The sequence below is a fragment of the Cupriavidus basilensis genome, assembly GCF_029335485.1.
In the GTDB taxonomy this organism is placed as follows: Bacteria; Pseudomonadota; Gammaproteobacteria; order Burkholderiales; family Burkholderiaceae; genus Cupriavidus; species Cupriavidus basilensis_E.
On sequence record NZ_JARJLM010000324.1, the window covers coordinates 1 to 22,258 of the forward strand.

Here is a 22,258-nt window from a genome sequence, read left to right on the forward strand (position 1 = left end):
CTCCCCTTATTTGTTCACCAGCCGTGCCGGCACCGTATAGGTCAGCGCGGCGCCGCAGAGCAGCACACCCGCCAGCACGAACATGGCCATGTTCGTGCTTTGCGTCGCGTCCTTGATCAGGCCGATCATGTACGGGCTGACGAAGCCGGCCAGATTGGCGAACGAGTTGATCATGGCGATGCCGGCCGCGGCGCCGGCGCCGGACAGCAGCGCAGTGGGCAGGCTCCAGAACAGCGGCGAGGTGGCGAGGCTGCCGCCAGCCGCCAGCGCCAGCGCCGCGAGGGACAGCACCACGTTGTCGCTGAATATGGCGCTCAGCGCGAGCCCGGCGGCGCCACAGCAGAACGGCACGATCAGGTGCCAGCGGCGCTCGCGCATACGGTCGGAGCTGCGGCTGACCAGGATCATCGAACACACCGCGACGGAAAACGGAATCGCGGTCAGCAAGCCGATATTCAGCGCGCCGGTCACGCCGGCCTGGCGGATCAGCGAGGGCAGCCAGAACGTCAGCCCGTACTGCCCCATCACCGTGCAGAAGCAAATGCAGGCCATCTTGACGATGCGGCTGTCCGAGACCAGCTGGCGCAGGGACATGTGGCCGTCCTTGGCCGCGTTCTCGCTGGCGATGTTGCGCTCGAGCAGGTCTTTCTCGGCCTGCGTCAGCCAGCGCGCCGAGCGGATATTGTTGTCGAGATAGGCCAGTACGGCAATGCCGACCAGCAGCGAAGGCAGCGCCTCGATCAGGAACATCCATTGCCAGCCCCGCAGGCCGGCGAGGCCCTGCATCGACTCCATGATGAAACCGGAGAGCGGCCCGCCGAAGATGCCGGAGACCGGGATCGCGCACATGAACAGCGCCACCATGCGGGCGCGGCGATGCGACGGAAACCAGTAGGTGAGATACAGGATCATGCCGGGATAGAAACCGGCCTCGGCCGCGCCGAGCAGGAAGCGCAGCACATAGAACTGCGTGGTCGTCTGCACGAACACCATCGCCGCGGAGATCACGCTCCACATGATCATGATGCGCGAGATGGTCGCCTTGGCGCCGATCCGGTGCATCAGGACATTGCTCGGCACTTCGAAGAAGAAATACCCGATGAAGAACAGGCCCGCGCCCAGCCCGTAAGCGGACTCGCTGAATTGCAGGTCGGCCAGCATATGCAGCTTGGCGAAGCCCACGTTGACGCGGTCCAGATAGGCCACGACGTAACACAGCATCAGGAACGGCAGCAGCCGCCACGCTACCTTGCGGTAGACGGCTTTCTCCTGTGCCGCGGCGGCACTGGCGGCAGCGGGCTCGGGGGCCAGCGATGGGGCGGTGGTCAGGGACACTGCGGTTTCCTCCTCGGATGGTGTGGCGAGCCACTCTACTGGTATTACCAGTATGATTTGTTAGCGATGAAGGAGAATACGTCCACCAATAATCTCAGGAAACCGGCGTAAACCCTGTATTTTTGCCGACTTGACGATGTCGGCATTAGACCCGATACTGACATTACTGGTACTACCAGTTGAAATGTACAGATCTGCACCAGCCCAATAGCCGCCCTTCCGGCGCCCGTTGAATATCAGGAACCAAGAGGAAATAACGTGTCACCTCCCGACGAAACGGCGATCGATCGCCCAACGCCTTCCAGGCCGCCGGCGGCGCGCCTGCCGGTCGAGCCGCTGAGCGCAGCCGCCTTCGCGGCGTTTGGCGATGTCATCGAAAGCGAGGGGCGTGCGCCGATGGTCATCAATGGCGGCATGACGTTGCGCTACAACGACCTGGCCGGGATCGACGTCGGCGCGGGCGGCGGCCGCGCCTTGATCAGTTTCTTCGATGCGCAGCCCTACGCGCTGCCGCTCGTCATCGCGTCGATGGAAAGGCATCCGCTGGGCAGCCAGGCATTCGTGCCGATGGGAGAAGCGGTATTCCTGGTGGTCGTGGCGCCGGCGGGCGACCAGCTCGACGAGACCGCCATCCGGGCATTCGTCACCAATGGCAGGCAGGGCGTCAACTACGCGCGCGGCGTCTGGCACCACTCGCTGATCGTGACACAGGGCAGCGCCCGTTTCGTGGTCGTGGACCGGGGTGGCGAAGGGCACAACTGCGACGTCACCGAACTGCGGGCCGGACTCGAGATTTCGCCATGACCGGCGGGCCGGGGTGAAACCTCCGTGGCCAGTTCCCCGGCGGCGCCTGCGCCTCTTTTTCGGGCCGGGTTTTTCCAGGCGCGGACAGGAGTGCTCCCCACGTCACGGCAAGCGGGCTTTCCAAGCCCCGGGCACGGTATAAGCTGGTCAATATCGTTCGTGTTACCAAGGGGACTGCCATGGCCGCGCGCTCCATCGCCTCCCTCTCCCTGAGTTTTGGACTGGTCTCGATCCCGGTAAAGGTGTATTCCGCGACCGAAAGCAAAGCCGGGGTGAGCTTCAACCTGCTGCACAAGGGCTGCGGCTCGCGCCTGAAGCAGCAATACGTCTGCCTGCGCGAAGGCGTGGTTGTCGAGCGCGCCGACATGGTCAAGGGCTACGAGTTCGAGAAGGATCACTACGTAGTCTTCGAGCCGGACGAACTCGACGCGCTCGAAGCGTCGGCGCAGCACACCGTCGACATCGTTTCCTTCATGCCCGCCAGCGCCATCGACCCGATCTACTATGAGAAGGCCTACTATCTCGGGCCCGACAAGCGGGGCGCCAAGCCGTACCGCCTGCTGGCCGAGGCGATGAACCAGACCGGCACCTGCGCGCTGGCCAGGTGGGTATGGAAAGGCAAGCAGGCCATGGTGCAGGTCCGCACCGGCGAGGACGGCCTTGTCCTGCAGCAACTGCTGTACGCCGACGAGGTGCGGTCGATGGCCGAATTGCACGTGGAAAAGGCCGACCTGCAAGCTGCGGAACTGGCACTGGCCCGGCAGCTGATCGAACAGAACGCCGTGGCAGGCTACGACCCCACGGCCTACGCGGACGAAGAGAAGGAACGCATCCTCGCCGCCATCGACAAGAAGATCGCCGGCAAGAAGATCACCGTTACCGAAGAGCACCGGGCCGAAGGCGGCGGCGCCGAGGTCATCGACCTGATGGCAGCCCTTCGCGCGAGCGTGGGACAGAAAAAACGGGCGGCCGGCGCGGCCGCCACGTCGCATCTCGAACCCAAGGAGCGCAAAAGCGCGAAGCGTGCCACGCCGGCGACATCCGCACCGGCCCCCGCACGGCGCGCAGCGTCGAAGAAGTGACCAGCGGATGCCGACCTATACCTATACCCTGAGGGAAATCCAGGCGATGCTTGGCATCTCCCGGGGCATTGCCTCCCGGCTGATTGCGGCGGGGATCGTGACCCCGGCCAGGGGGCCGCGGCGCGAGTTCCTGTTCACGTTCCGCGATGTGGTCATGCTGCGCACGGCCCATTCCCTGCGCGCGGCAAACATACCGGGCCGGCGGATCCTTCGCGCATTGGCCCGGCTGAAAACATCGCAGGGCAGCGAACAGCCGCTGAGCGGAGTACGCATCGTCGCCGTTGGCAATGAGGTGGTGGTGAGAGAAGGCAACCGGCAATGGCACGTGGAATCGGGCCAGCAGCTGATGGATTTCAATGCCCAGGCAGGCAGCACAGCCAGCGCGACTGTGGCCCCGCTGCAACGGCAAGCCCCGACCGACAGCGCAGCAGGCTGGTTCCGTGCGGCCTGCGACCTGGAAAGCGCGTCTCCCGCCGAAGCCGAGGCGGTCTATCGCCAGGCCATCGCCGCCGATCCGGACTATCTCGATGCCTACCTGAACCTGGGCTGCATGCTATGCGACGCTAAAAGGTACGCCGACGCAGTGGACCTGTACCGCAACGCGCTGGCGCGTTTGCCGGACGAAGCGCTGGTCCATTTCAATCTGGCGGTGGCACAAGAGGACGACGGCCGCAGGCAGGAAGCACTGGCCAGCTATGAACGCTGCATTGCCCTGCAGCCTGACTTCGCGGATGCCCACTTCAATGCCGCGCGCCTGCACCAGGAACTGGGCGACACGCGGCGAGCGATCCGGCATTTCAACCGGTACCGCAAACTGCAGCCACGCGCGTGAGCCCGGTTGGCGCCGGTAGCGCCAACCCCATCACTCCATCCTGAATAAAACAGCCCCTCAGTCCCGCGACCCCAGCACCCGATTGATCCGCAGCGCCAACATAGTGCACGCAGTGCCCGAAAGCAGGTAAAGACTGACGGCGACAAGGCCAAACCTGGACGACAATCCAAGCGCCACCAGCGGCGCAAAAGCCGCACCAAAGAGCCACGCAAAATCGGAAGTCAGCGCCGCGCCGGTATAGCGGAAGCGCGTCTCGAAGTTCGACGTGACCGCACCCGCCGCCTGCCCGTACGACAAGCCCAGCAAGCCAAACCCGACCACGATGAAAATGCCTTGCCGGCCAAGGCCGCCGCCCATCAGGAACGGCGCGAACAGGCTGAAGATGCCGATCAGGACCGCCAGCACGCCGAGCGTGGTGCGCCGCCCGATACGATCCGCGATCCGCCCGGAGGCAATGGTGCCGAGGATGGCGACCGCGGCACCGACGATCTGGATCACCAGGATGCTGTTGACATCCTCATTGGTATTCAGCTCCACCCAGGACAGCGGAAACACCGTGACAAGGTGGAACAGCGCATAGCTCGCCAGCCCGGCGAACGCGCCCAGGAAGACGTTGTAACCCTGCCCGCGCACGATCGTCATGGTTTCGATCGGCTCCAGTTCGCCTTCGTCCAGCAAGCGGGTGTACTCTTCGGTCAGCACCAGCCTGAGGCGCGCGAACAAGGCCACCACATTGATGGCGAACGCGACGAAGAACGGATAACGCCAGCCCCAGTCGAGGAAGTCCCGGCCGTCCAGGTTGGTATGCAGGAACAGGAACAGGGCGCTGGCGACCAGGAAGCCGATCGGCGCGCCGAGTTGCCCAAGCGAGGCGAACCAGCCTCGCCGGTTGGGCGGTGCGTTGAGCGCAAGCAGCGAAGGCAGCCCGTCCCACGAGCCGCCGAAGGCGATGCCCTGCAGCACGCGGAAGAACGACAGCAGTACGATCGATGCGCCGCCGAGCGTGGCGTAGGTTGGCAGGAAGGCAATGCCGACGGTGGCGGTGCCAAGCAGGAACAACGCCGCCGTCAGCTTGACGCCGCGCCCCCACCGGCGCTGGATCGTCATGAACAGCGTGGTGCCGAACGGCCGGGCGATAAAGGCGAATGAGAAGATGGCGAAGGCATACAGCAGGCCTTCCAGGCGGTCCGCGAACGGAAAGTAGACGGACGGGAAGACCAGCACCGAGGCAATGCCGTAGACGAAGAAATCGAAGTACTCCGACGCCCGGCCTATGACGACACCGGCGGCGATCTCCGTCGGCGCCACGTGGGCGCGGTGCGAGGCGACTTCAGGCGCCGGGGGTACGGAAGGCGAGTGGTGCTGCTGTGTGACGCTTGGCATCATCGTCCCTGCTCGTGAGTCGTCGGGATCGTGCTTCGTATTGCAACCATAAGAATAGGCGAGAGCGATGCCGATGCGCCATAGGGAAAAGGTCCAATGCACGCAAAAAAATCGGCGGCGTAGAGTCAGCGGTCACCGTGACGGTCACGCTACCCCTTGCCGGCAATGCCCATTCTCCAAGCCAAGCGCGGACTGCTGTTACTTCCCGCCGTTGCACTGTTGACCGGCTGCAACGCCGTCCTCCTCTCCCCTTCCGGCGACCTCGCGGTTCGCCAACGTGATCTGATCATCATTTCAACCGGCCTGATGCTGTTGATCATCGTGCCGGTGATCGTGCTGACCCTGCTGTTCGCGTGGCGCTACCGCGCCTCCAACCAGCAAGCCGAATACGCTCCCGACTGGGATCACTCGACCCTGCTGGAACTGCTGATCTGGGCGGCGCCGCTGCTGATCATCATCGCGCTGGGCGCGCTCACCTGGGTCAGCACGCACAAGCTCGATCCCTACCGGCCACTGGCGCAGCTCGATGCCGAGCGCGAGCTGCCACCGGACAGCCAGCCGCTGACCGTGGAAGTCGTGGCGCTGGACTGGAAGTGGCTGTTCTTCTATCCGGAGCAGGGCATCGCCACCGTCAACGAGCTGGCGGCTCCCGTGGACCGGCCGATCCGTTTCAGGATCACCGCCTCCACCGTGATGAACTCCTTCTTCATCCCGGCCCTGGCGGGCCAGGTCTATGCCATGCCCGGCATGGAGACCAAGCTGCATGCGGTCATCAACCAGCCTGGCATCTACGACGGCTTCTCGGCCAACTACAGCGGCGCGGGCTTCTCCGGCATGCACTTCAAGTTCCACGGCATGAGCACCCGCGAGTTCGAGCAATGGGTGCAGCAGAACAAGGCCGGCGGCACCGCACTGACGCGCGACGCCTACCTGAAACTGGAGCAGCCCAGCGAGCGCGAGCCGGTGCGCCGCTACGCCAGCGTGGCGTCCGGCCTGTACGACGCGATCCTGAATCGCTGCGTGGAAGCCAACCGCATGTGCATGAAGGACATGATGGCCGTGGACGAGCGCAACGGCCGCGGCAGAGCCGGCGCCGACAGCTTCGCCGTGCCCGCGGCCGCCACGCGTACCAGCCTGGGCCTGTCGGACATGCCGGCGCGCACCTACGCCGGCCCCGTCTGCACTGCCAGCGACCCTGCCGGCACGGCCGGCGCGCCCGTCCCAGAGCGGGCGCAATGACGAACCGCAAGACGCCTCCCTGTTCTCCTTAAACGTGCCTAGCCGGTGTGGACCAATATGCCTGAGCGCCTAGACTTCACCAAGCTGATCTTCGGCCGCCTGACATGGGAGGCGATTCCGTTCCACGAACCGATCCTGCTGGCGACCTTCGCGGCCGTCGCGCTGGGCGGCCTGGCGCTGGTCGGCGCACTGACCTATTTCCGCGTCTGGGGCTACCTCTGGCGCGAGTGGTTCACCAGTATCGACCACAAGAAGATCGGCATCATGTACGTCATCCTCGGCATCGTGATGCTGCTGCGCGGCTTCTCCGATGCGATCATGATGCGCTTGCAGCAGGCCGTCTCCTTCGGCGACTCCATGGGCTACCTGCCGCCGCACCACTACGACCAGGTGTTCACCGCGCACGGCGTGATCATGATCTTCTTCGTGGCCATGCCGCTGGTCACCGGCATCATGAACTTCGTGATGCCGCTGCAGATCGGCGCGCGGGACGTGGCCTTTCCCTTCCTCAACAACTTCAGCTTCTGGATGACCGCCGGCGGCGCCGTGCTGGTGATGATGTCGCTGTTCGTCGGCGAGTTCGCCCGCACCGGCTGGCTGGCGTATCCACCGCTGTCCGGCCTGATGCAGAGTCCGGACGTGGGGGTCGACTACTACATCTGGTCGCTGCAGGTGGCGGGGATCGGGACCCTGCTCTCGGGCATCAACCTGCTGGTGACCATCGTGAAGATGCGCGCGCCGGGCATGACCATGATGAAGATGCCGGTATTCACCTGGACCGCGCTGTGCACCAACGTGCTGATCATCGCGGCTTTCCCGGTCCTGACGGCGGTGCTGGCGCTGCTCTCGCTCGACCGCTACGTCGGCACCAATTTCTTCACCAACGATCTCGGCGGCAACGCCATGATGTATGTGAACCTGATCTGGATCTGGGGCCATCCCGAGGTGTATATCCTGGTGCTGCCCGTGTTCGGCATCTTCTCGGAAGTCGTCTCCACCTTCAGCGGCAAGCGCCTGTTCGGCTACACGTCCATGGTGTACGCGACGGTGGTGATCACGGTGCTGTCCTACCTCGTATGGCTGCACCACTTCTTCACCATGGGTTCCGGGGCCAGCGTCAACTCCTTCTTCGGCATCACGACCATGATCATCTCGATACCGACCGGGGCCAAGATCTTCAACTGGCTGTTCACCATGTACAAGGGGCGCGTGCGCTTCGAGGTGCCGATGCTGTGGACCGTCGGCTTCATGATCACCTTCGTGATCGGCGGCATGACCGGCGTGCTGCTCGCCGTGCCGCCCGCCGACTTCTCGCTGCATAACAGCCTGTTCCTGATCGCGCACTTCCATAACGTGATCATCGGCGGCGTGCTGTTCGGCCTGATGGCCGGCATCACCTACTGGTTCCCCAAGGCCTTCGGCTACAAGCTCGACCCGTTCTGGGGCAAATGCTCGTTCTGGTTCTGGCTGGTCGGTTTCTATCTCGCCTTCATGCCGCTGTACGTGCTCGGCCTGATGGGCGTCACGCGCCGCCTGAGCCATTTCACGGACACGTCGCTGCAGATCTGGTTCCAGCTGGCGGCGGTCGGCGCCTTCCTGATCGCGCTGGGCATCGGCAGCTTCCTGATCCAGCTGGTGGTGAGCTACCGCCGGCGGGAATCGCTGCGCGACCTGAGCGGCGACCCGTGGGGAGGCCGCACGCTGGAGTGGTCGACCTCCTCGCCGCCGCCCCAGTACAACTTCGCCTTCACTCCCCTGATTCACGACAACGATGCATGGTGGCAGATGAAACAACGCGGATATGTCCGTCCCCGGGAGGGCTTCGTGCCCATCCACATGCCGAAGAACACCAGCGCCGGCATCATCCTGGCCGGTCTCAGCACGCTCTGCGGCTTTGCCCTGATCTGGCACATGTGGCTGCTCGCCGGCCTGTCGTTCTTCTCCGTCCTGGCCGTGGCCATCGGGCATACCTTCAATTACAAGCGGGAGTACTACATCCCGGCCGACGATGTGGTCCGCACCGAGGCAGAGCGCACGCGCCTGCTTGCCGGCCATGCATGACGCCATCGCGCCAGCCGGCCCAGGCGACTTCGACGCTGGCATCACCAGCACGCCGGGCAGCACCCGCCCCGAAGAACTGAGCTTCCACGTCGCCGGCGACTACCACCCGCCCAACGGCACCCTGCTCGGCTTCTGGCTCTACCTGATGAGCGACTGCCTGGTCTTCGCCTGCCTCTTCGCCACCTATGGCGTGGTGGGCCGCCGCTACGCGGCCGGCCCGTCGGGCGCCGACCTGTTCGACCTGCCGCTGGTCGCACTCAACACCACGTTCCTGCTGCTGTCCTCGATCACCTATGGCTTCGCCATGCTGGAGATGCAGAACAACCAGGTACGCAGGACCATGTCCTGGCTCACCGTTACCGGCTTGCTGGGCGCCGCCTTCATCGGCGTGGAACTCTTCGAGTTCGGGCACTTCATCCACGACGGAGCCGGGCCGCAGCGCAGCGCCTTCCTGTCCTCGTTCTTCGCCCTGGTGGGCACGCACGGGCTGCACGTGACCTTCGGCATTGTCTGGCTGATCACCCTGATGACCCAGCTTCGGCAGCACGGCCTGATCCCCGCGAACAAGCGCCGCCTGATGTGCCTGTCCATGTTCTGGCACTTTCTGGATGTGGTGTGGATCGGCGTGTTCACCTTCGTCTACCTGATGGGAGTGTTGCCATGAGCGCGCACGACAGTACCCTCCCGGCCCACGGCCAGGACGGACACCATGGCCACGAGGGCCATGACGACGGCGCCAGCCACAGCACCTTCAAGGGCTATATGACGGGCTTCGTGCTGTCGGTGATCCTGACGGCGATCCCCTTCACGCTGGTGATCGGCAAGGTGTTCGACAAATCCAGCACCACCGCCCTGATCCTGCTGAGCTGTGCCGCCGTGCAGATCGTGGTGCACATGATCTATTTCCTGCATATGAATTTCAGGTCGGAGGGCGGCTGGAACATGCTGGCGCTGATCTTTACGATCGTGCTGGTGGTCATCGCGCTTAGCGGCTCGCTCTGGGTGATGTTTCACCTGAATGAGAATATGATGCCGTCTTTGCACGACATGAAAAACCTGCCTTGACCACCCGACATCCGCACCAAGCACACGACGCCGCCAGTCCGGACCGCCCTTCCCGTTCCCGTGGCACCGCCACGCTGGTGGTGTTTGCACTGATCGCCGCCCTGGTTTTCGCTGGCTTCTTCGCGCTCGGCACCTGGCAAGTCCAGCGCCGGGCCTGGAAACTGGACCTGATCGCCCGCGTGGACCAGCGCATCCACGCGCCCGCCATCGCCGCGCCAGGCCGCGACCAATGGCCGCAGCTCAACGCGGCCAACGATGAATACCGGCGCGTGCGCGCCACCGGCACCTTCCTGAACGATCGGGAAACCCTGATCCAGGCCAGCACCGAACTCGGCACCGGCTTCTGGGTGCTGACGCCGCTGCGCATGGCCGATGGCGCCGTTGTGCTGGTCAACCGGGGCTTCGTGCCGCCCGAGCAGCGCGACCGCGCGGCGCGCGGCGCGACCGAAGCCAGCGGCGAGACCACCGTCTCCGGCCTGCTGCGGATCAGCGAGCCCAGCATGGCCTTCCTGCGCAGGAACGATCCCGCCACCAACCTCTGGTACTCGCGCGATGTGCCGGCGATTGCCGCCGCCCGTGGCCTGACCAATGTCGCGCCCTATTTCATCGATGCCGATGGCCCCGGCGTCCAGCCGCCGGCCGAAGGCGCCCAGCGCGCCTGGCCGGTTGGCGGCCTGACGGTGGTCTCCTTCTACAACAACCATCTCGTCTACGCGATCACCTGGTATGCGCTGGCCATCATGGTGGCCTGGGCCGCCTGGTACGTGGGCAGGGATATGTGGCGGAACCGCCGGAAACCATAGGCGCAGTGAAGACAAGCCCGCTTGCCGCCGGACGAGCGGGACTCATGCCCCCAGCATTCTGATCGCTGCCGCCAGCCGCTGGCCGGCCCGGACGCGGGGATACCCGGCCCACGGATCCGCCCGGGAGAAGGCCTCGGCACGCGCCGGAGCGCTCAGGATGGTCCACTGGTTGCCCGCCTTCAACTCCCCCAGTTCGTCCCACGACACCGGCATCGAGACGCCCAGCCCGGGACGCGCCCGGGCCGAGAATGCGGACACCGTGGTGGCGCCGCGGCCATTGCGCAGGTAGTCCACAAAGATCTTGCCGACGCGATTGCGCGGGCCGCTCCTGGAAACGAAGCGTTGCGGGATCGTGCCCGCCATATGGATCACGACGCTGCGCGCAAACGCCTTCACGTCTTCCCAGGGCAGCCGGGGCGCGATCGGCACCACCACGTGCAGGCCCTTGCCCCCGCTCGTCTTGAGAAAACCCTGCAGCCCCAGTTCGTCCAGCATCGTTTTCGTCAGCGCGGCGGCGTCCAGCACGTGTTGCCATGGCACGCCCTCGCCGGGGTCGAGATCGAAGACGAGGCGATCGGGCTTGCCAATGCTGCGCCTGGTTGCGTTCCAGGTATGGAACTCCACCACATTGAGCTGGGCCGCGGCGGCGATCGCCGCTTCGCCGTCGATCTCGAGCAAGGCCGGATGCCCGGGCCACAACGCGGGGTCCAGCAGCCTGATGCCGGGAATCCTGAGGGTATCGGCATGCTTCTGGAAAAACAGTTCACCCTGGATGCCGGCCGGCGCGCGCACCAGCGACACGGGACGGCCGCGCAGGTGCGGCAACAGCCAGGAGGCGATGCCCTCGTAGAAACGTACCAGGTCGCCCTTGGTCAGGCCGGTGGCGGGATCGATCACGCGGTCCGCGTGGCTGACGACGGTCTTGCGGCGTGCCGGCCGGCTTTCCGGCACGACCGCGACGGCCTTCTCGACCGTCACGGATTGCGGCGGCTTGTCGCTGCGCAAGCCGTGGTAGACGGCCTGGCGCACCCGCCGCTCCCTGGTCCAGTCGGCGAAGGAAACCTCCGCCACCAACCTGGGCTCGACCCAGTGCGCCTTGAGCGCGGGCGGCCGACCGAACGGGCACGCATCGGTGCGCAGCTTGCCGAGGCGCGCGCCCAGGTCTGCCAGCGTTCGCTCGTCAAACCCGCTGCCCACATTGCCCGCATAGGCCAGCCGCCCCTGCTCGTCATGCACGCCCAGCAGCAGCGAACCGAACCCGTGCCGCCCCCCCTTGGGATCGGTGAAGCCGCCGATCACGAACGCCTGCCCTTGCGTGCATTTGAGCTTGATCCAGCTCTCGGTACGCGCCGACACATAGGGCGCATCGGCACGCTTGCCGATCACGCCCTCCAGCCCCAGCCTGCACGCGGCGTCCAGCAGCTCGCCGGGCTCCGCGTCGAAGCTCTCGCTGAAATGCAGGCTGCCGGCCTTTGTGCCGTCCAGCAGGCGGCGCAATACGTCGCGCCGTTCGGCCAACGGCACCGCCCGAAGATCATGCCACTGGCAATACGGGATGTCGAAGAGGAAGTACTGGATCGCCTCCACGTGCGCGCTTTCGAAGGCGTTCTGCAGCGCCTGGAAATCGGTTGCGCCACGCGGGTCCAGCATCACGATCTCGCCGTCCAGCCAGGCGGAATCGAGCCCCAGGCCGGCGATCTGCGAGGCCAGCCCCTTCAGCCTGGATGTCCAGTCGTGGCCATTGCGCGTAAAGAGGTGCACCTGGGCGCCGTCGATGCGCGCCAGTATGCGGTAGCCGTCGAACTTGATCTCATAGCTCCACCGGCGCCCGCGCGGCGCGGCGGTGGCGAAGGTCGCTAGCTGGGGAGCGAGGGTCAGCGGCAAGGCCGCGGGGCTGGCTCCGCCTGGCAGGGACCGGCCGGCCCTCTCGCTTGACCCGGAGCGCCCGGCGGTGGCCGGCCGCGCCGTGCTACGGCCAGCGGCGGGCGCGGCCATCGCCCCCGACAGCACGCTGTCCGGCAAGGCCGCGGTAATGTCATATTCCGCCGCCGGCCGCGCGAATGCATCGCGCTCCTTGATCAGCAGCCACGGCGGCTGCCGCTCGTCCTGGCGGCCATGCATGCGCACCAGCGTCCAGTGGCCCTGCAGCTTGCGCCCGCGCAATTCGAACTTGAGCTTGCCATCGCGATAGCCGGCCACGGGATCGCCCAGCGGGATCCACAGGCCGCGGTCCCAGACGATGACCGTGCCGGCGCCATACTGCTTTTCCGGGATCACGCCCTCGAAGCCGGCGTACGCCAGCGGATGGTCCTCGACCTGCACGGCCATCCGCTTGTCCGCCGGATCCAGGCTCGGGCCCTTGGGCACGGCCCAGCTCTTGAGCGTGCCGTCCAGTTCCAGCCGGAAGTCGTAATGCAGGCGCCGCGCCGCGTGCCTTTGCACGACGAAGGACAGGGCCGGCGCCTCGGCTTCGCGCCCGCGCTGCCGGCCGCCGGGCTCCGCGCTGATGCCGAAGTCGCGCCTGGCCCGGTATGCATCGAGCGGATCGAGGGGATCCGGGAGATGCGCAGGCGGCTGCTCCGCCTTGCCCTGCTTCGTCTTCGCCATGTCGCCTCCGGCCGCCGGCGCGTGCCTTGCGCTATCCGCAAGGATAGCGGCAGCCCTTGCGCCGGGCTACTTCCGCATCGGGTGCGCGAGAAAGAAGCGCACCATCTCCGCACTGGCGTCGGGGCCGCTGGCATCGGTGTAAGACCCGCGCGCGCTGCCTCCCGCCCATGCGTGCGGCGCCCCGTGAATCAGCCAGTACTCCGCATCGATACCGTCGGGCGAAGTCAGGTGCCGCAAGGTAAAGGTGCGCCCGCCGCGGCTGCGTTGCGGCTTGCCGTCCAGGGAAACCCCGCCCTCGAACGCAAGCAGCAAGCGGCCGGCATTGGACACGTGCACCGTGGTGTCCGCATCGCCGTGGAAGACGATCAGGGGCCGCCGCGGCCCGGCCTCCGCCGCTCCCGCACCGGCGCCCATCTTCCCGCCATGCATCGCGGCGAGCGCCGACGGCAGATCATGCGCGCTGCCGCAGGGCAGGCCGGAATGAACTCCCGCGGCGGCATACAGTTCGGGATAGGCCTGGATCATCACGGCGGCCATGGCGCCGCCGGCGGACAAGCCAGCCACGTACACGCGATCGGCATCGACCTGGTGGCTGGCCATCACCTCGCGGGTAATGCCCGCGATCAGCGCGGGCTCGCCAAGGGCGCGCTGCTGATCGGCCGGGTTGAACCAGTTCCAGCATCGGGATGGATTGGCCGTCATCGGCTGGACGGGATAGGCAACCAGGAAGCCATGCCGCTCGGCCAGCGCGTTCATGCGGGTGCCCACGGCAAAATCGTCGGCGTCCTGGGTGCATCCGTGCAGCATCACGACCAGCGGCATGGGCCGGCCCTTGTCGCCGCCGGGCACATAGAGCTTGTAGCCGCGCTGCCCGGCGTGGTTCGCATAGGTCCTGGCACTGAAATGACCCGCGCCGTGGCTATCGCCATGCGGCGCGTGCTCCGCCTTGTCGGGCCGGACGCGCGTCTCCTCCCTTGCGGCGGGACGTTCTGCCCCGGCCGGGCGCGGCAGCAGCGCCTCGACCACCTGCGCCGGCTGCACCCTGGTCTCGGGCTGCGCCCGGGGCTGGGCACCGGCATCGATACCGCGCAGCGCGCGCTGGATAAACCCGGTGGCCTCCAGAGGACCCGCAGTACGCAGCAGTTCCATGGCTTCCCGCATCGAGGCCAGGAATTCTTCATTCATTTTCGTCATCGGGGTCCGCCGGTGGAGCTTCGGTTGCAGTCAGGTTGCAGTGCGGCTCAACGGATCCGCCCGGCCAGCGCGGCCTTGACGGCGGCGGGGGCATGAAAAGCGCCCAGCACCGCGACCGACTGGATCGTGGCAAGGGCAAGCTCGGGGGTCACGTCGGAGGCGATGCTGGCCAGGCCAAGCACGTGGATATCGAGACGCTGGCGGGCGGCCTGCGCGGCCTCCAGGTCCTGGCGGGAAAAGTGCTGCAGGCCGAGCACCAGCGCGCGGCGCGTCACGGTCTCGCTGACGGCCTGGGCATGCACGGCCAGCTGGTTGCGGATTGCCGTGCGGATCAGGTCCGTGCGGTTGGAGTAAAAGCCCTCCTCGACCAGCAGGTCGATCTGGCCGAGGTCGACGGGGCCGAGATTGATGGTGATCTTCTCGGTCTCGCCGCCTTTAGGCCTGGAAACCGAAAAAAGCGCCTCTTGCTGCTCCAGCATGATCAGATTCCATCCAAATCCCATCCAGTGGGATGGTTATAGGATGGATGGGGCTGCGGGTCAAGCAGGATGGGGCTTTGTTCGGCCTAGGCCACTTCCACCACAAGCTCGATCTCCACGCATGCCCCCATCGGCAACTGCGCCACGCCAAAAGCGCTGCGCGCATGGCGGCCCTTGTCGCCAAAGACCTGCCTCAACAGCGCGGAGGCGCCGTTCGTGACGATATGCTGCTCGGTGTAGTCCGGCGCGGAATTCACCAGGCTCATCACCTTGACGATGCGCGCGACGCGGTTCAGATCGCCAAGCGCTGCGTGCAATGTACCGATCAGGTCGATGGCCGCCGCTCTTGCTGCCAGGCCGCCCTCTTCCGTGCCCATGTCCTGCCCGAGCTTGCCGACCCACGGGGCACCGTTCCTGCGCGCGATGTGGCCGGAGACAAAGACGGTCTTGCCCGTCTGGGCCGTCATTTCAAACAGGGCGCCCGGCGCCGATACCGGTTCCAGCGTGATTTCCAGCTGGGCCAGCTTGTCATATACCGATTCACTCATGTTTCTCTCCGTCAGGTGATTGCGTTGATAAAACTGATTCGTCTAACTTCCGTGCGAGCGGATCCACCGCAGCGCTAGCCAATCGCATCCAGCGCCGCGTCGGCATCCTCGCGCATCCCCTTGAGGTGCTTGTAGACGGTAGCCCGCCCCATGCCCAGAATCGTCGCCACATAGTTCGCGGCGCTCTTGCCGTTGAACGCGCCCTCCGCGTACAGGGCCTCCACCAGTTCGCGCTTGTGGTCGCGGGTCAGCGTGTTCAGCGCCAGCTGGCGCTTCTGCAGCCATTCGTGCAGGAAGATATTGATGCGCTCCTGCCAGTCGTCCTTGAACAGGTCGACCGGACGGGACGCCACGCCAACCCCCTTTACAAACAGTTCCAGCGCGGCACCGATATCCTCGAACACGGCGATATTGAAATTCACGCACATGACGCCTGCCGGCTTGCCGTCTTCCCCATCGATCGTGACGCTGATCGACCGCATGCGCCGGCCGTCCCAGTTCAGCTTTTCATAGGGCCCGTAGATCTTCTTGCTGGCGTTGATATCCAGTTCATCGATCGACGAATCGTCGCCCACCTCGCGCCGCGACAGATTGTTTGCGATATGGATGACCTTACGGTCCGTCGTGTCGTGGATGACCACCTCGGCATATGGAAAAAACAGCGTGGAAATGCTGTCCGCAATGGGCGCATAGCGCTTCAGCAGCATCGCTCTCCTTGTCGTATCCCTGGCTTTCCTCATTGTCGTTCCCCGTTGGTATCTCTGGCCCGGCCCCGAGGGGCGCGCTGCGCGCCCCTCTCCATGTCCGCATCGTGCTGCATGGGTGCCAAAACCTCGAACGATACCTGATGATGGCGCCGCTGCCTGCCGAGCGGTAGCCCCCGGAGGAACGCCTGCGCTACTTGAGGTTGCTCGACAGGAATTGCTGCAGCCGCGGCGACTGCGGATTGGAGAACAGCGTCTCGCCGGCGCCCGTCTCCTCGACCTTGCCCTTGTGCAGGAACATCACCTGCGTCGACACCGAGCGCGCGAAGCCCATTTCATGGGTCACCACCACCATGGTGCGCCCTTCCGCGGCCAGTTGCTGCATCACCTTCAGCACTTCGCCCACCAGTTCCGGGTCCAGCGCGGAGGTCGGCTCGTCGAACAGCAGCACGTCGGGACGCATGGCCAGGGCGCGGGCAATGGCGACCCGCTGCTGCTGCCCGCCCGAGAGGTGCGCCGGGTAGGCGCTCATGGCCTGCTGGGTCAGGCCGACCTTGTTCAGGCAATGGGCCGCCCACTCCTGCGCTTCCTTCTTCTTCACCCCAAGCACGTGCTGCGGCGCTTCCGTGACGTTCTGCAGCACCGTCATATGGGACCAGAGATTGAAATGCTGGAAGACCATCGCCAGCCTGGTGCGAATCTGGCGCAACTGCCTGGCGTCCGTGACGCGGCGCTTGCCGTCCTTGCCAGTGTGCATCCGGACCTGCTCGCCATTCACCACGATCTGCCCGGCATCCGGCTGCTCGAGGAAGTTCATGCAGCGCAGGAAGGTGCTCTTGCCGGAGCCGCTCGAGCCGATGATGGAGATCACGTCGCCCGGCACGGCACGCAGCGAGACGCCGGTGAGCACCTGATGGCTGCCATAGCTCTTATGGATATCGCTTGCCATCAGCGCGGCGCGCGCCTGGGAATCCTGTGCGGCAGGCGCGTGGCGCGCCGATTCTTCCACCTTTGACTTCATGGCCAATGAGGGCATTATTTTTTCTCCACGGGCCGCAGGAAAGCGAGCCATTTGTGCTCCGCGCGGCGGAACAGGTGAACGATTGCGAGCGAGACGATCAGGTACAGCACGGCGGCAAAGCCAAAGGACTCGAACGAACGGTAAGTCGCGGCATTGGCGTCACGCGCCACCTTGAGCAGATCGGGAACGGTGGCGACGAAGGCAACCGTCGTGGCGTGCAGCATCAGGATGACCTCGTTCCCATAGTTGGGCAGCGAGCGGCGCAGCGCCGAGGGCAGGATCACGCGCAGGTAGAGCGTCAGGCGCGACATGCCGTAGGCCTTCGCCGCCTCCACCTCGCCATAGGCCGTGCTCGCAATCGCCCCCGCGAAGATCTCCGTCGTATAGGCGCAGGTATTCAGGCCGAACGCCAGCACCGTGCAATTGAAGCCGTTGCGGAAGAATTGGTTGAGCAGGTCCGCGTCCCTGACCACGGACAGCCCGTACACTCCCGAGTAGATCAGCAGCAGCTGCACGTACAGCGGCGTACCGCGAAAGAGGTAGGTATAGAGGCGGACCGGCATCGACAACGCACGGCACGACGAGGTACGCGCGACGGCCAGCGGCACGGCGGCCGCGAGGCCGATGGCGAGCGACAGGACCAGCAGCCACAGCGTCATGGCCAGGCCGGTCATCCTGGCGCCGTCCGAGTAGAGGTAAGCCTTCCAGTATTCGAGTAGCAGGTCCATCAGATTCTTGCCTCCCTTACGCCGAGCGAATAGCGCTTGCCCAGCCACACCAGCACCAGGTTGGAGACGGACGTCAGCGCCAGGTAAATGACCGCCGCGATCAGGATGAAGTTGAACATGCTGAACGTGCTCTTGCCGGCATCCAGCGCGACCTTCACCAGATCGGTCAGCCCGATCAGCGAGACCAGCGCCGTGGCCTTGACCAGCACCTGCCAGTTGTTCGCGATGCCCGGCAGGGCAAAGCGCATCATCTGCGGAAACAGGATGCGCCGGAACACCTGCAGCCCGCTCATGCCGGTGGACACACCGGCCTCGATCTGGCCCGCCGGCACCGACATGAACGCGCCGCGGAACGTCTCGGTGAAATAGGCGCCGTAGATGAAGCCGATCGTCATCACACCGGCCACGAAGGGATCGATATCGACCTGGTCGATCTGCATATAGTCCGTCATCCGGTTCAGCCACATCTGGATGCTGTAGAACAGCAACAGCATCAGCACCAGGTCGGGCACGCCGCGTATCAGCGTCGTATAGACCGACGCAACCTTGTTCAGGGCGGCGACCCTGGACACCTTGGCGCTCGCGCCAAGCAAGCCCAGCACGACCGCCAGCAAGAGGGAAAGCAGCGCCAGCTTGACGGTCTGCCAAGTCCCTAGCGCTATCACCCAGCCATATCCATGCAGCATTGGTAACTCCTGTCATCCTGTGTCTGTGGCCGGCGCCCCGGCCAACACCCGGCTCTTCTGCTTCCGCTATGCAAAGCGCCCGGGGCTGTACGGCGCCGGGTCCGTAAAGGGCTTGCCGTCCGTCATCATTTCCGCCAGCAGCCGCCCCGTGACCGGACCCAGCGTCAGGCCGTGGTGGTTATGCCCGAACGCAAACCAAAGCCCCTTGTGCCGCCCTGCCGCGCCAATCACGGGCCGCATGTCCGGCGTGCAAGGCCGGCGCCCCATCCACGGCTGCGCGTCCAGCCGCTCGCCCAGCCTGAAGATCCCCTTCGCCTTGCGCTCCGCCCGCTCCAGCTGGACCGGGGTCGGTGGGCACGAATCCGACGAAAGCTCGACCCCGGTCGTCAGCCGCAGCCCTCTTTCCATTGGCGCGATCACATAGCCGACTTCGCAGTCGGCGATCGGGAACCGTTGGGCGGTACCGGCTTCGGATCGATAGTGCATGTGGTACCCCCGCTTGCCCACAAGCGGAATGCGGTAGCCCAGTGGCGCGATCAGTTGGGTTGACCACGGCCCCTGCGCGATGACGACTTCGCTGGCCGCCATCTCTCCGCTGTCCGTATGCACACGCCAGGCGCTCCCGCTTTGCGCGAGCTGCGAGACAGCCGCCCGGACGATCGTCCCGCCCATGGACTGCAGCAGCGAGGCATAGCCCTTTGTCAGCTCGCCTGGGTCCGTCACACACTTCGGATCCACCCAGTGAATCGCACCGATGAAGCCAGGTGCGAGACCGGGCTCGGTCTGTTCCAGCGCCGCCTTGTCCAGCAGTTTCATGTCCAGCCGGTAGCGCAAGGCCAGCGGTTCGCAGACCGCCCGGCGCCGCGCAAAGGCTTCCGGGGTGCGGAACGCCTCGATCCATCCGCCGGATCTGACCAGGGGCTGCACGCCGGCAAGCGCGATCAGCTTGTCATGCTCGGAAACGCTGTGCGCTATCAGGGGCACCATGTCATGGCTCGCACGCGCCAGCCGCTTTGGCGCGGACTGATGCCAATAGCGCGCCAGCCACGGCAGGAACGACGGCAACGCCCGCGCGTCGTAGCGCAGGGCAGTCTGCCGGTTGCCCGCGTAGCGGACCAGCGTCGCCAGGTCCCGCGGAAAACCGTAGGGAACCACCGACGCCCGCTCGATCAGCCCCGCGTTGCCAAAGCTGGTTTCTTCCCCGGGAGCCCGCTTGTCCACCAGGATCACCTTGCGGCCACGCTGCGCCAGGTGAACCGCAACACTGACGCCGACGATCCCGGCTCCGATAACAACGACATCTGCATCCACGCCAACACTCCGAAAATCAACGCCTTCCGCCGTACTCCGCCGCACCGGTCCCGAGCGGCGGCAATGCCCGGCCTGCAGCCGGGCCCGCCCCGCTTACTCTTTGACGATGATGTCGCGCTTGAAGTACTTGTTGGACAGCGCCGACAGCGTCCCGTCCTTTTTCAGCGCGGCGATGGCACCGAGCAGCCTCTCCCGCAACGCGTCGTCGCCCTTGCGAGTGCCAAGGCCGGTGCCCACGCCAAGCGTGGCGGGGTCGACCAGCGCCGGGCCGGCGAAGTCGAAATCGCGTCCCTCGGGCTTGCCCAGCAGGCCGTCCAGCGCGGTCTGGGACTCCTGGACCGCGCCATCGATACGCCCGGCGATCAGGTCGGCGAACACTTGTGCCTGGTCCTGGTACGAGACGACCTCGACGCCGGCCTTGGCCCAGTGCTTCTGCAGATAGGCTTCCTGGGTCGTGCCGCGCATCACGCCAACCGTCTTGCCCTTCATGCTCTCCACGGTCGGCTGGAGTTTCGCCGAGCGCCTTGCCACCAGCTGGATCGGCACGATATAGAGCGGCGGCGTGAAATCGATGATCTGCCTGCGCTTCTCGGTGATGTTCATGGCCGAGTTCACGACATCGAACTTGCGCGCCTGCAGCGCGGGAATCAGTCCGTCGAAGTCGTTCTCCACCCACACGCATTTGACGTTCAGCTTCTTGCAGATGGCGTTGCCCACATCGATGTCGAAACCCTGCAGATCGCCCGACGGCGACTTGCTCTCGAACGGCGGGTAGGTCGGGTTCAGGCCCATGCGCAGGACCTGGGGCGGCTGGGCACTGGCGGACGACAGCATCGCACCCGATGCGATCAGTCCAAGGAAGAGCTTCATATTCCACTTCATAGCGTTTGCATCTCCGATGTCTTGCGAGCCTCGCGGCTCCCTGGAAGCACCTGACACCCAAGGGCGCCGCAGGCCTGTCAGGCTGTGGATCGACGTTCGCCGCGATTTCTCCTGGCGGATGGAATCGGCCGAACCCGGTATTGCGCGGCTTGGCGATATGCTGGCCTGACGCGGAAACGAAATATAGACACAATTTCCATTATGGACAATCGGGTATACGCTAGCATCCGGTACCGGCTCACGCCGTCGCCGGTCCCGCGCAAGGCGTGGCCTTATACCGGACCGGGAAATTGGCCCTTACCCGCGGCCGGGACTTTGATTAGGATGGATTGCGGGTGCGTCGCCGACATCGGCCCATGCATGGCCCGGGCACGCCCACCGGCACAAAGAAGCAAAGGAACAAGGAACCATGAGCGCGAGGATAGAAGCCGCTGTTGGCGGCCCCCCCTGGCGCAAGCTGCTCGGGGCAACCGGCATGGACGTGCTGCTTTACGGATGGAGCGCCCCCTTGCCCGCGGAGATCGCGTTCCTGCACCGCATCCTGCAGCTTGCCCAGGCACTCGGCAGCAATCACGGCATGCGTGTTTCCACGGCGATCGCTTCGGAAACCGGGGCTTGCCCGCCCTGCGATGTGCTCATCCTGTGGGAGCAGCCGCAGCCGTACAGCCCGGGCGCGCCCTCCGGCCGGCTCGACGAACTGATCGAGAAAGCCACCTACGTATGCGTGATCGGCAAGGCGGTGCTGTGGCTGCTGCAGACCCGCTGGTCAGCCGGCATGCGCGTCGCACTGCACTGGCATGACGCCATGGTGCTGGACGCGCCGGCGGACGATGCCATCCTGTCGCCGGCCATCATCGAGCACACGGGCAAATGGACAACCTGCTGCGGGGGCACGGCTGCCATCGACCTGGCCCTGGGTCTTGTGCGCGATACGCTCGGCACGCAACTGGCCAGCACCATCCAGGACATGCTGTGCATCGAGCGCATCCGCGAACCAGCCGAGCGCCAGCGTGTTGCGCTGCAGACGCAGTTCAGCGGCCTGACGCCCAAGCTGTCCGAGGCGGTCGCGCTGATGGAAGCCAATATCGAGGAGCCGCTGCAGGCAGAGGAAATCGCACGCCTGGTCGGCGTGTCGCGGCGCCAGCTGGAGCGGCTGTTCAAGCAGCACCTCAATGCCGTGCCGTCGCGCTATTACCTGGACATCCGCCTGGCCAGGGCGCGCCGGCTGCTGCGGGAATCCCGCCATTCCCTGCTGCAGATCGGCCTGATGTGCGGCTTCTCGTCGGGTCCGCACTTTTCCACGACCTACCGGACGGTCTTTGGGCTGACCCCGCGCGAGGAGAGGCAGCGGATTCTCCGCCCGGAGGCCTGAGCCGTTCGGCGAAGCCGGTTTCAGCCATGACGGCGCAGATCTGAAATGCGACGTCGCATCCGTGGATTGAGCGGCGTCCCGCAGCACGTACAGTTCGGGACGCTGCCAGGCCAGCCACACAG

At 65.5% G+C, this 22,258-nt stretch carries 21 protein-coding genes; 9 read left to right on the plus strand and 12 right to left on the minus strand.

What is annotated here, in order from left to right; all coding sequences use genetic code 11:
- Window positions 1-6: 6 nt before the first annotated feature.
- Complete coding sequence (locus P3W85_RS19040) at window positions 7-1,329, minus strand: MFS transporter (protein WP_276265964.1); 1,323 nt, start codon at window positions 1,327-1,329, stop codon at window positions 7-9.
- A gap of 264 nt (window positions 1,330-1,593) precedes the next feature.
- On the opposite strand from P3W85_RS19040, the gene P3W85_RS19045 reads away from it, so the two are divergent.
- The 3 genes from P3W85_RS19045 to P3W85_RS19055 all read left to right on the plus strand — a co-directional run bounded on the left by P3W85_RS19045 (window position 1,594) and on the right by P3W85_RS19055 (window position 4,053).
- Entirely contained in the window at window positions 1,594-2,139 is a 546-nt protein-coding gene (locus P3W85_RS19045; protein ID WP_430869570.1) for an ureidoglycolate lyase, read from the plus strand.
- A gap of 179 nt (window positions 2,140-2,318) precedes the next feature.
- Window positions 2,319-3,221: a Ku protein gene (locus tag P3W85_RS19050; RefSeq protein ID WP_276265937.1), complete on the plus strand. Its 903-nt coding sequence runs from the start codon at window positions 2,319-2,321 to the stop codon at window positions 3,219-3,221.
- Window positions 3,222-3,228: 7 nt separating this feature from the next.
- Window positions 3,229-4,053, plus strand: a complete 825-nt coding sequence (locus tag P3W85_RS19055; RefSeq protein WP_276265938.1) for a tetratricopeptide repeat protein — start codon at window positions 3,229-3,231, stop codon at window positions 4,051-4,053.
- A 57-nt stretch (window positions 4,054-4,110) separates the two neighbouring features.
- On the opposite strand, the gene P3W85_RS19060 is transcribed toward P3W85_RS19055, so the two are convergent.
- Window positions 4,111-5,436, minus strand: a complete 1,326-nt coding sequence (locus tag P3W85_RS19060) for an MFS transporter (protein ID WP_035815317.1) — start codon at window positions 5,434-5,436, stop codon at window positions 4,111-4,113.
- 165 nt (window positions 5,437-5,601) lie between these two features.
- Between P3W85_RS19060 and cyoA the strand changes: the two genes are divergently transcribed.
- From cyoA to P3W85_RS19085, 5 genes are read left to right on the plus strand one after another with little or no spacing between them, the layout of a single operon-like run.
- Entirely contained in the window at window positions 5,602-6,675 is a 1,074-nt protein-coding gene (gene cyoA, locus P3W85_RS19065) for a ubiquinol oxidase subunit II (RefSeq protein ID WP_276265939.1), read from the plus strand.
- Between the two features lie 57 nt (window positions 6,676-6,732).
- Window positions 6,733-8,736, plus strand: coding sequence for a cytochrome o ubiquinol oxidase subunit I (gene cyoB, locus P3W85_RS19070; RefSeq protein ID WP_276265940.1), 2,004 nt, complete (start codon window positions 6,733-6,735; stop codon window positions 8,734-8,736).
- On the plus strand, window positions 8,729-9,400 hold the full coding sequence (cyoC, locus tag P3W85_RS19075) for a cytochrome o ubiquinol oxidase subunit III (protein ID WP_017229466.1): 672 nt from the start codon (window positions 8,729-8,731) through the stop codon (window positions 9,398-9,400). The genes cyoB and cyoC overlap by 8 nt, the downstream gene beginning before the upstream one ends.
- On the plus strand, window positions 9,397-9,801 hold the full coding sequence (gene cyoD, locus P3W85_RS19080) for a cytochrome o ubiquinol oxidase subunit IV (RefSeq protein WP_017229465.1): 405 nt from the start codon (window positions 9,397-9,399) through the stop codon (window positions 9,799-9,801). Before cyoC ends, cyoD begins: the two co-directional genes overlap by 4 nt.
- On the plus strand, window positions 9,798-10,604 hold the full coding sequence (locus P3W85_RS19085) for an SURF1 family protein (RefSeq protein ID WP_430869571.1): 807 nt from the start codon (window positions 9,798-9,800) through the stop codon (window positions 10,602-10,604). Before cyoD ends, P3W85_RS19085 begins: the two co-directional genes overlap by 4 nt.
- A 42-nt stretch (window positions 10,605-10,646) precedes the next feature.
- Here the strand turns inward: P3W85_RS19085 and ligD are convergent, their stop codons facing one another.
- From ligD to P3W85_RS19135, 10 genes are all read right to left on the minus strand, one after another.
- Entirely contained in the window at window positions 10,647-13,211 is a 2,565-nt protein-coding gene (gene ligD, locus P3W85_RS19090; protein WP_276265941.1) for a DNA ligase D, read from the minus strand.
- 66 nt (window positions 13,212-13,277) lie between these two features.
- Window positions 13,278-14,405 carry an extracellular catalytic domain type 1 short-chain-length polyhydroxyalkanoate depolymerase gene (locus P3W85_RS19095; protein ID WP_276265942.1) on the minus strand — a complete coding sequence of 376 codons (1,128 nt, stop codon included), beginning with the start codon at window positions 14,403-14,405 and terminating at the stop codon, window positions 13,278-13,280.
- A gap of 47 nt (window positions 14,406-14,452) precedes the next feature.
- Window positions 14,453-14,884 carry a CopG family transcriptional regulator gene (locus tag P3W85_RS19100; RefSeq protein ID WP_276265943.1) on the minus strand — a complete coding sequence of 144 codons (432 nt, stop codon included), beginning with the start codon at window positions 14,882-14,884 and terminating at the stop codon, window positions 14,453-14,455.
- A gap of 86 nt (window positions 14,885-14,970) precedes the next feature.
- The gene (locus P3W85_RS19105) at window positions 14,971-15,432 is read right to left on the minus strand and encodes a RidA family protein (protein WP_017229394.1); all 462 of its coding nucleotides are present in this window, start codon (window positions 15,430-15,432) and stop codon (window positions 14,971-14,973) included.
- 74 nt (window positions 15,433-15,506) lie between these two features.
- The gene (locus P3W85_RS19110) at window positions 15,507-16,172 is read right to left on the minus strand and encodes a helix-turn-helix transcriptional regulator (RefSeq protein WP_035815178.1); all 666 of its coding nucleotides are present in this window, start codon (window positions 16,170-16,172) and stop codon (window positions 15,507-15,509) included.
- A gap of 157 nt (window positions 16,173-16,329) precedes the next feature.
- Window positions 16,330-17,085 (minus strand): ABC transporter ATP-binding protein, encoded by a 756-nt coding sequence (locus P3W85_RS19115; RefSeq protein ID WP_035815189.1) that lies wholly within the window; start codon window positions 17,083-17,085, stop codon window positions 16,330-16,332.
- A gap of 86 nt (window positions 17,086-17,171) precedes the next feature.
- The gene (locus P3W85_RS19120) at window positions 17,172-17,888 is read right to left on the minus strand and encodes an ABC transporter permease (RefSeq protein ID WP_035815192.1); all 717 of its coding nucleotides are present in this window, start codon (window positions 17,886-17,888) and stop codon (window positions 17,172-17,174) included.
- Window positions 17,885-18,571: an ABC transporter permease gene (locus P3W85_RS19125; protein WP_017229398.1), complete on the minus strand. Its 687-nt coding sequence runs from the start codon at window positions 18,569-18,571 to the stop codon at window positions 17,885-17,887. Before P3W85_RS19125 ends, P3W85_RS19120 begins: the two co-directional genes overlap by 4 nt.
- 66 nt (window positions 18,572-18,637) lie before the next feature.
- Window positions 18,638-19,882, minus strand: a complete 1,245-nt coding sequence (locus P3W85_RS19130) for an NAD(P)/FAD-dependent oxidoreductase (RefSeq protein ID WP_276265944.1) — start codon at window positions 19,880-19,882, stop codon at window positions 18,638-18,640.
- Between the two features lie 93 nt (window positions 19,883-19,975).
- Entirely contained in the window at window positions 19,976-20,764 is a 789-nt protein-coding gene (locus tag P3W85_RS19135; protein ID WP_017229400.1) for an ABC transporter substrate-binding protein, read from the minus strand.
- A 409-nt stretch (window positions 20,765-21,173) separates the two neighbouring features.
- Between P3W85_RS19135 and P3W85_RS19140 the strand changes: the two genes are divergently transcribed.
- Window positions 21,174-22,136 carry a helix-turn-helix domain-containing protein gene (locus P3W85_RS19140; protein ID WP_276265945.1) on the plus strand — a complete coding sequence of 321 codons (963 nt, stop codon included), beginning with the start codon at window positions 21,174-21,176 and terminating at the stop codon, window positions 22,134-22,136.
- Window positions 22,137-22,258 lie beyond the last annotated feature (122 nt).

Coding starts and splice junctions, on each gene's coding strand:
- P3W85_RS19050 (WP_276265937.1), top strand. CDS start 2,319: ATGGCCGCGCGCTCCATCGCCTCCCTCTCCCTGAGTTTTGGACTGGTC.
- P3W85_RS19055 (WP_276265938.1), top strand. CDS start 3,229: ATGCCGACCTATACCTATACCCTGAGGGAAATCCAGGCGATGCTTGGC.
- P3W85_RS19060 (WP_035815317.1), bottom strand. CDS start 5,436: ATGCCAAGCGTCACACAGCAGCACCACTCGCCTTCCGTACCCCCGGCG.
- cyoA (WP_276265939.1), top strand. CDS start 5,602: ATGCCCATTCTCCAAGCCAAGCGCGGACTGCTGTTACTTCCCGCCGTT.
- cyoB (WP_276265940.1), top strand. CDS start 6,733: ATGCCTGAGCGCCTAGACTTCACCAAGCTGATCTTCGGCCGCCTGACA.
- cyoC (WP_017229466.1), top strand. CDS start 8,729: ATGCATGACGCCATCGCGCCAGCCGGCCCAGGCGACTTCGACGCTGGC.
- cyoD (WP_017229465.1), top strand. CDS start 9,397: ATGAGCGCGCACGACAGTACCCTCCCGGCCCACGGCCAGGACGGACAC.
- ligD (WP_276265941.1), bottom strand. CDS start 13,211: ATGGCGAAGACGAAGCAGGGCAAGGCGGAGCAGCCGCCTGCGCATCTC.
- P3W85_RS19095 (WP_276265942.1), bottom strand. CDS start 14,405: ATGACGAAAATGAATGAAGAATTCCTGGCCTCGATGCGGGAAGCCATG.
- P3W85_RS19100 (WP_276265943.1), bottom strand. CDS start 14,884: ATGCTGGAGCAGCAAGAGGCGCTTTTTTCGGTTTCCAGGCCTAAAGGC.
- P3W85_RS19105 (WP_017229394.1), bottom strand. CDS start 15,432: ATGAGTGAATCGGTATATGACAAGCTGGCCCAGCTGGAAATCACGCTG.
- P3W85_RS19110 (WP_035815178.1), bottom strand. CDS start 16,172: ATGAGGAAAGCCAGGGATACGACAAGGAGAGCGATGCTGCTGAAGCGC.
- P3W85_RS19115 (WP_035815189.1), bottom strand. CDS start 17,085: ATGGCAAGCGATATCCATAAGAGCTATGGCAGCCATCAGGTGCTCACC.
- P3W85_RS19125 (WP_017229398.1), bottom strand. CDS start 18,571: ATGCTGCATGGATATGGCTGGGTGATAGCGCTAGGGACTTGGCAGACC.
- P3W85_RS19135 (WP_017229400.1), bottom strand. CDS start 20,764: ATGAAGTGGAATATGAAGCTCTTCCTTGGACTGATCGCATCGGGTGCG.
- P3W85_RS19140 (WP_276265945.1), top strand. CDS start 21,174: ATGAGCGCGAGGATAGAAGCCGCTGTTGGCGGCCCCCCCTGGCGCAAG.